Origin of the sequence: Empedobacter sp. UBA7252 (assembly GCF_002472765.1) — a bacterium.
Lineage (GTDB): Bacteria > Bacteroidota > Bacteroidia > Flavobacteriales > Weeksellaceae > Empedobacter > Empedobacter falsenii_B.
In genome coordinates, this window is the sequence record NZ_DKSQ01000056.1 from 1 (window position 1) to 10,347 (window position 10,347).

Below are 10,347 nucleotides of genomic sequence, written 5' to 3' on the forward strand. Positions count from 1 at the left end.
ACTTTCGTTAGGATATCCAAGCCATCATCGGCTAATAAAGTTCTTAGAATCTCTAAACGAGGTTTCATTAAATTTAGCCACAAAGAATGTTCAATACCATCATCATAATGCTCAAAAGCATTACCAGTATTGTATGGTGGGTCTATATAGATGCATTTAACCTTACCTGCATAGTCTTGTTCTAAGGCTTTTAATGCTAATAGGTTGTCGCCATGTATCAGCATATTGTCTGGAACATGATTTTGAGGATTACTAGGATTGCCAGGATTATTTTTTGAATGATTATAACTATTATTGTTTCCCCAAGGAGCTGGTTTTCCTTTATCTTTTCCTTCCCAATAGCTGTATTCTGGGTTTTCTATTAAAATACGAGGTTCAAGCTTGGGTTCTTCACCTTTGCCAATCCACGTTAATTCTAATTTTTGTAAGTTTTTATTTTGAGCCATAGTGTGTTACTATAATCTTTATTTTGTTGTTAAAATAGTCTTGAACATGATTTAGAGATTTTAGGATGGACAGGATTCGTGCTTTTTTATCCCTAATCTTCCCTAGATTGCCCTAAGTTTATCCCTAATCTTTCCGAAGTTCAACTAAAGTTTGTCTAAAATTGGAAAAGTTTGTCTAAAAATATTCTTTGGTTACTCATTAGATAAACTTAATACCCAAATAGGCTTTCTTGTAGAACCCTGATTAACAATAGAATAATCCTTATTATGCATTGTCTTTTTCATTGCTTTACATCACCTAAGTATCCCAAAGTCTATTCCTATCTTTCCTGAGTTTTCCTGAAATATTCTCTTTTAAAACACTGAAAATCATTTATTTGTATTTTATAATTGTTAAACAAACCCCTTTTCCCTTTCCTAATCGTACCCTAAGTTCTTTCCTGAGCTTTCCTAAAATATTTTATTGCAAAATGCTGAAAATCATTTATTTGCATTTTATTATTATCTGATAAATCTCTTTTTTCTTTCCTAAACCTTTCCTAGTCTTTCCTAATTTTCACCCATTTTGATTCCGTACGAGAGCCCACATTGTGAATGCTATCCTTCATGCCCTGTAATAGGTTGTCTATTTTCTTTTTTCTTTGCTTTTCATCCAAATAATCAGGGAGTTTATCCATCAACAATTGATTAATTTCTGATCTTGAAGCAAATCCATGATGCTCAATATGCTTTAAAACAAATGACTCAAGCACTTCTTTATCTAATCCTTTATTTCGGGTATATTCGGCTTTTCGGTTGGTCAATTCTGCAATTTTTGCCGATATAAAATAATTAGGTTTTCTGCCGTCAATCAAGCCCTTGGTGCGCAGCATTTTGGCTGCAGCATCTGTAATAGGTGTTTTTTTCTGTATTCGATCCAGTAAAATCACTTGTGTAAGGTCTAATCCATCTTTATTTTCTATCAGCAATTTTGAATAATTTTCGTCAATAGAATGACCATATATTTCTAAAATGACTTCGTTTCCCTTAGACTTGCTATAATCAGGTAATGGAAAATATCGCTCTTTTTGGCTTTTCAGCATTTTGAAAATACCATAGCCCATTGAATCTATCATATTCAGATTGACCATAGCTTCTACCAACCATTTATTACGGTAATTCTTAGGTGTTTTCTCACCTAAAAAATAATCCTCAGCATTTCCTTCAAAAAAACCACCTGCATTTTCAAATATCAATTTGTTTATTTTTTCAGTAACTATAATTCTAGAATTTAAACTATAATCTTGATGTGCAATACAATTGTTTAAAGCTTCTAAAATACTTTCGTTATCGTATTTAGGTACTTCAATAGAAATTAATTGATTGGTTGGAAAAAACTTATAGTTGACATTTCTGATCTTAGCTAATACCTCATTTACTGCTAGAAACAGTGGCATAGAAAAATGCTCGTATGCTTTTTCTTCGGTATCTAATTTCCAAGTGATTTGAGCTACTTTAGGAGACAATAAATGTGATGCTTCTGATTTACCCAATAATATTAAGGCTGTATTAGTGACCTTACCGTTAATGGTTACTTTAAGTTTATCGAGAAATACTTCATTAGTCCAATTGTCTATTTCCTTATAAAAAGACTTGTTTTTGTTTTTTTCTTTATAAATATCTCTTGCTTTTTGAATAGCGTAAGTATCTAAATCTTCTAAAGTGGCATTAGGTACGATTTCTGCTGACCAATCAATATGAGAATTTAAAATTGCTCTCATACGATCTGGATATTTTTTTAATTCAGTAAGACTAGAAGCTACTCTTATATAGGCTTCATTTTCAAAAGAAACAGGGATATTTTGAGCAGCAGATATTTTAAATATTTCTATTTTATTACCATCATAATCACAAACAAAATGCTGAAAATGTACCGAAGGACTAAGGTTTCTACGAATGTAAAAATCTAAGTCACTTCCTTTCTCTTTTTTATTGATGTAATTATAGTTTGTACCTACAATATCCAAAGTTTCATCTTTAATACCAAAGACTAAATAACCAAAAGGCACATTATTATAATTAGCAGCGTTGGCTAGCCCAGAAATGTATCTACCCAAGCGTTGTGCATCTGTTGCATCACCTTGCTTAAATTCAAGCCATTCTAATTCTTTGCCTTGTTGGAGCAATTCATTAACTAATGTTATTAATTCTTCGTTTGTCATATTAAAGAATTTTAAAACGAATTGCAAACAATTCCGTTTCAGTTATATTTTGTTCTAAACGTTTTTCTGTTTCAGAAAGTAGGTTTTCTTTCTTTTCATCTACCTCATCTTGTGCTAAATATAAACGTCTACGCTTTTCAGATCTCTTATTTTCAAGCTCTTTAATCGTTCTTTGAGCTTTCACTTTTTCATCTAAATTCAAGATTTTTTTAGCCTCAGCTTTACGTAGTTTTATTTCGGCATCTAAGTCTTTTACCTCTTTATCTAAACTAAGTTTCATATCATCTGCCCATTGATCAAGTTTATCCATTTCTTCATCAAAAAAATCATTATTTTTCATTGCGTTAGTACTGATGATTTCTTGACAATTGGCAAAGTGAATTTCTTCAAGTTTTTGTGCAAATTCAGGATCAAGTGAAACTCCTCCTTCTTCAGTTCCGTCCAATGAGAATAATTTTAGAGCCATATCAGATTCTAATACTGTTCCATCATCTAAAATAGCTGAAGCAATGATGTAATCTTCTTTTTCAAAAGAATCAATTTCAAGTTTAACAATTTTCATCCAACCTTCTTCATCTATAAACTGTTCTAAGTAACTAATTTTAGATTTTGAACTAGAAAGATTAAATGATATTTTTTGAGTTGGAGTTTCTAATATAGAAGCTTCTTGAATAATTTGTTGCGCTAATGGATGACCAATTCTGTAAATATTAGTATGTTCCGGAACTTCATTCTTTTTTCCTTTATCATCTGTTCTCAGTAAAATATATTTCCCTTTATTGATATTAATGTCATTAAAAGGATTTTTCTTTAGTTCGAATGAAAAATTATCATTGAATGTAGCATTATCAACTAAAACAAAATTGGTTAGTTTCCATAATTTTTCCTCAAATTTTGATAATGAATCAGTAGTTTCTAATAAATTAGCTTTTAGTTTTGCACTAACTTCTCCGTCAAAATTCTCTAGTAAAGTAGTTTTAGCTTCTAATATTTTTTCAGAAATTTGCGGTTTTAAATCTTCTTGTAATTCATCAAAAGCAGCTTTTATTTCTTCAGGTTTACGGCAGTTTTGGTAAATCATTGCAATACGTTTTTCAAAATCAACGCCACTACCAATTGCTCCTAAAACCTCATCAGAAGCTCCAAAAACGCCATCAAATAATTGAAATTTTTGTTCTAATAATTCATATACACGGATGTCAGCTTCGTTCTTTTTGTTTAAAAAGTTAACCACTACAACGTCATGTTTTTGTCCGTAACGATGACAACGACCAATACGTTGTTCAATACGCTGAGGATTCCAAGGCATATCGTAATTAACAATTAAGGAACAGAATTGTAAATTGATTCCTTCAGATGCAGCTTCTGTAGCAATCATTATAGTAGCTTCGTTTTTAAAATAGTCTACTAATGCAGCACGCATATCAGCTGTTTTAGATCCAGTGACTTTATCTGAACCTTTATTCTTTTGAATCCAATTTTTATAAATTTCTTTTGACTTAGCATCATTGTTCATTCCGTTAAACAATATTACTTTGTCTTTGTATCCTCTTTTTTCTAATGTTTTATATAAGAAATCTTGAGTTCTTCTACTTTCTGTGAATATTAATGCTTTTTTATTTGCACCAAGATTTTCTAGTTCTTTGAATCCTTTATCAAGTGCTGTAAAAAGGTGTTCCGCCTTTGAATTTTTTTGAATTTTTTCAGCTAGGTTTCTATATTGCTTTAATTCATCTAATTCCTTCTGGATGTTAACTAAATCTTCAGGTGAATAAACCACATCCGAAATATCATCATCATTGTCGTCATCCCATTCGTCCTGTAATTCATCAGTCGATTCGTAATCTTCATCAATTTCATCAAACAAATCAGAATTCAATTCTTTAATTAAAATACTTTCAAGTCGATTAACTAATGTGTTTAATGTTCCGAAAATAGCATATGATGAGGATGCAAGTAGTTTACGAAGTATTAATGTCATTAATTGACGTTGACTATTCGGTAGTGCATAAAGTTTTGGTCTCTGTAAATATTCAGAAACTAGATCATATAAATCTTCTTCTTCTGGTGTAGGAAAGAACTCTTCACAAATTGGTATTCTATTCGTGTAGTTTATGTACTCCAATACTTGTTTGCGTAATGTACGATGACAAACAGGTTGAATACGATTTCTTAAATCCTCAAGATAATCTTCATCCAGATTACGTGAGTACTGCTCTTTAAAGCTTTTTAAATCTCCAAAAACATAATCATCAATAATTGAAACTAAACCAAACAATTCTAATATAGAATTCTGAAGTGGTGTTGCTGTTAATAATACTTTTTTATACGGGTGTAAAGCCTCCTTAATAGCGTTTGCTGTTTTATTTGCTGGTTTGTATACGTTACGAAGTCGGTGTGCTTCATCAATAATAACTAAGTCCCATTTTGTTTGTTTGATGTATGCATCTTTAGTTTTAGCAAACTGATAGGAACAAATGATGATTTGATCCTCTTGGTTGAAAGGATTCAAATTACCTTTTTTTATTTCATCGTTAAAAGATTTAGATTCAAGAATTGTAGATGGTAAGAAAAATTTGTCTAGAAGTTCTTGATTCCATTGTTTGCGTAAATTCGATGGAGAAATAATTAATAATTTTCTTTTTCGTTCAGCCCACTTTTGTGATAATATGATTCCGGCTTCAATTGTTTTTCCTAGACCAACTTCATCAGCTAATATTGCACCTTTTGATAAAGGAGATTGGAAAGCAAATAAAGCCGCATCAACTTGATGAGGATTTAAATCAACTTGAGCATCTTGTAATGAAGCTACGAATTTCCCTACACTATCTGATGGTAATCGTCGCGTTAAATCATGTGCAAAATACTTTGCATGGAAGTTAGTTGAAATCATGTATTTATATCTAAGATTGTAAAGATACAAATAGTTGTATTTTAAATTTTGTTTTCTTTAAGCTTTATTGATTTTGTTTTATGTAAATTTTGATCCTCTGATTTAAGTTTTTTATATATCAAGTGATTAAACATTAATGCAATAAAACAATATATAATATCAAAAAAATCAAATGTACCAGGGAATAATTTATAGTATTGAAGAATTTCAGGCAAAAAACTTAATGTGATTGGAATAACTAAATATAGAGTAAGAAATTTAGATTTGATTATGCATCACTAAATTCAAATAAAAATAATGCGTCATTATATCGTTAATGACGCATTTATATTAATCGTTGAATATTTTTGCTACTTGCAATGCATTACTAATATCATTCTTTCCTATATATTGTAAAAAAGTGTTTTCATATTGATGTCCGGTAATACTCATTAATAATGGTGTTGGAAAGTTTGGGTGTGCATAGTAATTACTAGCAAATGATCGTCTACATATATGGGATGAAGCAGCTTTATATAACGGAATCACTTTCATGTAATTTCGTTTATCATTTTCATCAAATTCTTTTGCAAATACTAATCTATTTATACCTATTTGTTCTAATAGAATTTTAAGGTGTTGATTGAATATTGTTGCATTAGAAGAGTATTTTGAACTGAATAATGGAGGGAATCCATTATATTTAATAATTATTTCATTTACAATTGGATGAATAGGTATAGCAACCCTTTTTTTAGTCTTGACTTGAGTTATTTCTATTATACTATATTCATTACCATTATTGTCTAAATATTTTCTAATACAATCAGTAGTAAACCTCATAAAGTCACTAATTCTTTGTCCGGTATAACATCCAATGAGCAACCAATCTCTTGTTAAGGTTAATATTTTATCATCAGTTGTAAAATCTCTTATTTGATCCAGTTCTTTAAAGTTGAGATATACTACATCACCTTCTTTTATTCTTTGAATAGGAAAATTTATACTAGGATTAACATCAAGTCCGTTATTTCGTGCATCATATATAATGGTTTTAAGATTCTTTAATATTCGTCTAATTGTTGATTTCATTAACATTTTGTAATCAAATAAGAAAGTTTCTAAGTTTAAAAAGAATTCTTTACTACAGTCGAGGATGTTAATTTCTCTATTTATGTATTCTTGATAATTGGATATTACACTTTCAAGATATTTATATTTTTGTTTTGTTGAGTTTTCAATAGAATAATCATTAGCTCTAATATTATTGTAATTATGAATATATAATAATAGTTTATTGTTATTTTCAATTTCTTTTTTCCTTTCGATCTCTTTTTCTTTAATTAATGTTTCATGAGATGTAGGGAGTCCATGAAATTTAAGTATTTCATCTTCTATTAATGATGAGGTAATGAATTCCGGATTTGACAAATTATTAAAAACGAAATTTTCAATCGAAGATAAAAGCCTATTGGAGTTATTGATTGTTGTGATAAAATCCGCATCATTCTTAAATGAAGATTTATCTTTTTTATCGTAAAGTCTCTTTTCTTCAAAATTCCAATATTTTTTTGGAATGAATATTTTAGATCCTTTCTGAAAATCATTTTGTCTTGAGATTGATACTCGAATGATTAATTGTACGATTTCTTGAGATCCTTTTACTACAAATCTTACTTTAGCCATAATTGTTATTTTTTGATTACTAATTTATAAGTAAGAGATCGAGTCCGACATTAGTCCGACTAAATTGAAATCAAATGAAATTAGAAACAATTATGTGCAATGTTGAAAAAGTCATTAAACTTTGATATTCATTGCATTTAATTAAGATTTAATGAATTCAATACAATATAACAAATTATCATATTGCATACTTATAATCCGCTAGGAACCTCAAAAAGCACTAATCAATTTGATTAGTGCTTTTTTTATTTTCGTCCATTTATTTTTCCACAAAAAAACCTCACAATAGGTATCGAAAAGCTTTTAAATCTATCAACTATTAACTGCTTTTGATAGTTATTATCTTATGCAATATTGTGAAAACAACAATATTATATATAAGGATGATTTTAGTTGTTTTGAAGTCTGTTTGATTTTTATATTAAGTCATTTTGTAAGAAGCATAAAAATTTATTTTTTACAATTTTTTTCATCTTCTGAAAATCAGGTTGTGCGTTTTAGTACAATTATTATGTTAAAAATAGTTAAAACGTCATGTTTAAAATTTTACTTAATTATTCCATTAAATAATAAACAAAATCATTCATTATTTATGTTAAGTAAATTCTAATTAAAATTGAATGAAAGTTAAAATAATCTCGAAGTTAAAGATGTCAAATATCATTGTAGCATCAATTTATATTAAACATGAGAAAAAAATTAACTTCATTAAGCTTATTCGCTTTTCTTGGTTTTGCTGCATTTTCGTATGGGCAAACGAAAGGAATTATAAATGATGGCAATGGTTTTCCAGAAGCAGATGTGCAAATTAGAATCAAAGGTTCAGACAAAGTAGCTTACACAGATGAAAATGGAGAATTTGATATTGATGCTAAAATTGGTGATATTTTAATCATTAATGGAAAAGATTATGTTGTTTCGAGCAATCATTTAGGTGTTATTAAATTACAGTCTAATACTACTGTAGATCTTGCAGAAACGGTTGTAACCGCTTTTGGTGTACAGAAAAAGGAAACTGTAGTTGGTTCTGTGGGAACTATAAAAGCTGAAGATATAGAAAACAGACCTTTATCTAATGTGGCAAAAGCTTTAGATGGTGCTGTAGCTGGCGTACAAGTTTCAACTGGTTCTGGTCAGCCTGGTTCTGGATTGGAAGTGCAAGTTCGAGGAGTAGGTTCTTATAACTTATCTAGTTCGCCATTGTATGTTGTAGACGGGGTTATCTACACAGGAAGTTTACAAGATTTGAATCCAAATGATATCGAATCATTGACCGTTTTAAAAGATGCTGCTTCAACTTCTTTATATGGAGCATCAGCTGCAAATGGAGTTGTTATGGTGACAACAAAAAAAGGTAAAAAAGGTAAAGGATCTTTTAGATTATCTTCAAATACAGGAGTTGTAACGAGAGCTATACCAGAATATTCGAGAGTTGGAGCAGGAGATTATTATGTTGCTACTTGGGAATCTATGCGAAATGGCTATTTAGCTTCAAATTCTTCTGCAACATTAGCACAAGCGAATGCTTATGCTTCAACGAATTTAATTACAAATAATCTTAAAAATAATATTTACGGAGTTGCCGATAATCAAGTTGTTGTAGATGGAGTTTTAACTTCATCTGATGCTTTATACAATGATTTTGATTGGCAAGATTATATCTCTCGTGTAGGGTCTTTTCAAAAGTATGATATAGATTATTCGGGTGGTGATGAGAAGACAACATATTTTGCAGGTTTTGGTTATAATAAAGAATCTGGTTATGTGATAAAATCTGATTTCGAACGTTATAATGCACGTGTAAATGTAGATTCTCAAGTTACAGATTGGTTAAAATTAGGAACTAATTTATCAGGAAGTTTAATTAAATCGAATCAAGCTGATTCTAGTGGAGGTTCTTCTTATATCAATCCATTTTATTTTACACGAGCAATGGGGCCAATTTATTCGCCTTATTTGTATGATGCAAATGGACAACGTGTTTATGATACAGAAGGAAATCCTGTTTATGATGGAAACGAATCTCGTGGTAGAGGTTCTAGTGCAAGTTCTGGACGAAATGTGTTGCAAGAAACTTTGTTGAATAATCAATATCAAGATTCTAATTCTATTAATTCAAGATTTAATGCAGAGATTAAACTTGCAAAAGGTTTAACATTTACTTCAAACTTATCATATGATGTAAGAAATTACAAATACAAAGAATATGGTAATAAAGAAATTGGAGATGCGTCTGGTACTGCTGCTTTAGAAATTACGGAATATAAGTATACAGGTACAACATTCAATCAAATCTTAAATTATAGAAAATCATTCGGTTTACACAACTTCGATGCAATCTTAGGTCACGAAAGTTTTGAGAGAAAAACTGATTATTCTAATATTCGTAAAACTGGAGAAACTGTTTCTGGTATTTATGAACTAGTCAATTTCTTGAATACAACAAGTGCAACGGGGTACAATTACATCATTAGAAAAGAAGGATATTTTGCACGCGTTAACTATGATTATGCAAGCAAATATTTGTTGTCTGCTTCTGCTCGTTTAGATAAGTCATCTCGTTTTTCGGATGAAAATAATCAAGGTATTTTCTGGTCTGTAGGTGGTGGATGGAATATCCACAAAGAAGATTTCTTAAAAGATTCATCAGTTATTAATGAATTAAAATTACGTGCTTCTTATGGACAAGTTGGGAATGATGGCGGAATTGGCGAAGAACCAGGTTATGAGGTCGATTTAGATTTATATTCTTTGGGATATAACAATGGGACAGAATCGGGAGTCTTACTTGGTCAAGTTGGTAATTCTAACTTAACATGGGAATCTAAAAATTCGTTTGATGTAGGATTAGATTTTGCATTGTTCAGAAATAGAATTTCAGGATCATTAGAATATTATTTACAAGATGTAAAAGATATGATTTTCGCTGTTCCTGTGCCAAATTCTGCTGGAGTTCCAGGAAATTCTATTTATCAAAATATTGGTAAAATGAGAAATCAAGGAATCGAGCTTTCATTAAACTTTGGGATTGTTAGAAATGATAAATTCTCATGGGATTTAGGTCTGATTGCTGCTCATAACGAAAACGAAATGTTGAAAATGGCTAATGGAAAAGATGATGCAATTATCAATGGAACAAAAC

5 protein-coding genes are annotated in these 10,347 nt (G+C 30.1%); 1 reads left to right on the forward strand and 4 read right to left on the reverse strand.

All coding sequences use genetic code 11. The annotated features are described in order from the left end of the window. The 4 genes from B2X73_RS08065 to B2X73_RS08080 form a co-directional block, all read right to left on the reverse strand. The coding region (locus tag B2X73_RS08065; RefSeq protein ID WP_291096179.1) for a DNA methyltransferase at positions 1-446 on the reverse strand (446 nt) is incomplete at its 3' end. A gap of 539 nt (positions 447-985) precedes the next feature. Further along, positions 986-2,647 (reverse strand): RNA-binding domain-containing protein, encoded by a 1,662-nt coding sequence (locus B2X73_RS08070; protein WP_291096182.1) that lies wholly within the window; start codon positions 2,645-2,647, stop codon positions 986-988. Between the two features lies 1 nt (position 2,648). Next, complete coding sequence (locus B2X73_RS08075; RefSeq protein ID WP_291096183.1) at positions 2,649-5,540, reverse strand: SNF2-related protein; 2,892 nt, start codon at positions 5,538-5,540, stop codon at positions 2,649-2,651. 330 nt (positions 5,541-5,870) lie between these two features. Then, positions 5,871-7,205 (reverse strand): tyrosine-type recombinase/integrase, encoded by a 1,335-nt coding sequence (locus tag B2X73_RS08080; protein WP_092906503.1) that lies wholly within the window; start codon positions 7,203-7,205, stop codon positions 5,871-5,873. Between the two features lie 687 nt (positions 7,206-7,892). Here B2X73_RS08080 and B2X73_RS08085 point away from each other — a divergent pair. Beyond that, positions 7,893-10,347, forward strand: a 2,455-nt coding sequence (locus B2X73_RS08085) for a SusC/RagA family TonB-linked outer membrane protein (RefSeq protein WP_291096187.1), incomplete at its 3' end; no start/stop codon positions are given.

Coding starts and splice junctions, on each gene's coding strand:
- B2X73_RS08080 (WP_092906503.1), bottom strand. CDS start 7,205: ATGGCTAAAGTAAGATTTGTAGTAAAAGGATCTCAAGAAATCGTACAA.
- B2X73_RS08070 (WP_291096182.1), bottom strand. CDS start 2,647: ATGACAAACGAAGAATTAATAACATTAGTTAATGAATTGCTCCAACAA.
- B2X73_RS08075 (WP_291096183.1), bottom strand. CDS start 5,540: ATGATTTCAACTAACTTCCATGCAAAGTATTTTGCACATGATTTAACG.